This window comes from Thermogutta sp. (assembly GCF_039793925.1).
Lineage (GTDB): Bacteria > Planctomycetota > Planctomycetia > Pirellulales > Thermoguttaceae > Thermogutta.
Map to the genome: position 1 here is coordinate 1 of NZ_JBAMME010000107.1, position 1,316 is coordinate 1,316.

Consider the following 1,316-nt stretch of genomic DNA (forward strand, 5'->3'; position numbering starts at 1 on the left):
ATCTGCTGGCAACGGCAACGGACTTGATTGCCTGACTGACAGCCCCGGCCCCTATAGCGCGCGCGACGGGCTTCTGACCGGCGCGCCAGGCGTGAGCAATCGCGCCAGCCACCCGGGTTACCTGAGAATCTCTGGAGACCTTGATAATCATATCTGCCATCGCGTTCTCCTTCCTGGTTTTGTGGATAATGGTTAAAATTCGTTTTAAAGGCCGCTGTTTTTTATACGAAAACACTGGATGATAAGAAGAATACGTCCTGCTGGAAAAACGAGGCTCTACGGGCTTTTTATGAGGTCAAACGGTGCGGTATACCGTGCCGTTTAACCGTGCGGTAAACAGTGCGGTTAACCGTGCGGTTTACCGTGCGGTTAAAGCGTGCCGTTAGACCCAGAACGTTTTGTTTCCCCCAGCCCGCTTTGCAGCACGCCGTCCACCGCATTCTGATCCAGGACCCACTCATAGCGAGGCGACCTGGACAGCTTCTTGAGACCATAGAATGACACCTTCCCGCTTCGGTACCGCCGAATACCATCAGCCAAGAACAAAATCACCACACTGCTGGGAGATAGCCCTTCTCGCTCCGCGATCTCCTCAACAGCCTTCTTGATGGTAACATCCACCTCGTAGGTCGTCCGCTCTCGCGCGGCGTCCCGCCGCGCTTTTCTCTGTTCATCCCGGGGGAGACGGCGGATTCTTTGCTTCCTCTCCGCGTCTCCCAGGATGGATGCCACTGCCGGGTCAATGCCATCCAGCGGATTTCGTCGGGTCATCGCAGCATCTCCTTGACCTTCTCCACAACCTGCAGGTAACCGCCCACCAGTTTCCCGTTCACGGGAACCCCCACAACGCTCCGGGTGTCCGGAGCGTATTCCCAGATCGTCTTCCCGTGCGCCGGTCCTTCCCGTAAACGGGTATCCACCGGCACCGGCGGCAACACGAGTTTCCCGAACTTCTGAACCAGCGCTCGCAACTGAATCTCTGATTCATTGGTCTGGCGATCCAGGAAAGTGGGCACGACGCCCAACAGTTTGGCCCCCTGCGACCTCCGCCGAATAACGGCCAAGGAGTTGATCACCTCGGTAACTCCGTCTATCGCAAGGTGGTCCAGCCGGGTCGGAATCAGCAGACAGTCAGCAGCAACCAGCGCCGCCACATGGAGCACATCCACCGACGGCGCGCAATCAATGAGCACCACGTCGTATCTGCCGCCGATTTCGGCGAACATCTCGGCCAAAACGCGTTCCCGAAAGTCCATCCCGGCCAGGATGCGCTTTGCTGGCTCGGTGGATTTGTCGCCCGGGATGATGTCCAATCG

Annotated in this window: 2 protein-coding genes; both read right to left on the reverse strand. The window is 57.8% G+C overall.

What is annotated here, in order from left to right; genetic code table 11:
* Positions 1-369: 369 nt before the first annotated feature.
* Entirely contained in the window at positions 370-771 is a 402-nt protein-coding gene (locus ABJK56_RS03885; RefSeq protein WP_347243354.1) for a hypothetical protein, read from the reverse strand.
* The coding region (locus ABJK56_RS03890; protein WP_347243355.1) for a ParA family protein at positions 768-1,316 on the reverse strand (549 nt) is incomplete at its 5' end. The genes ABJK56_RS03890 and ABJK56_RS03885, both read right to left, overlap by 4 nt.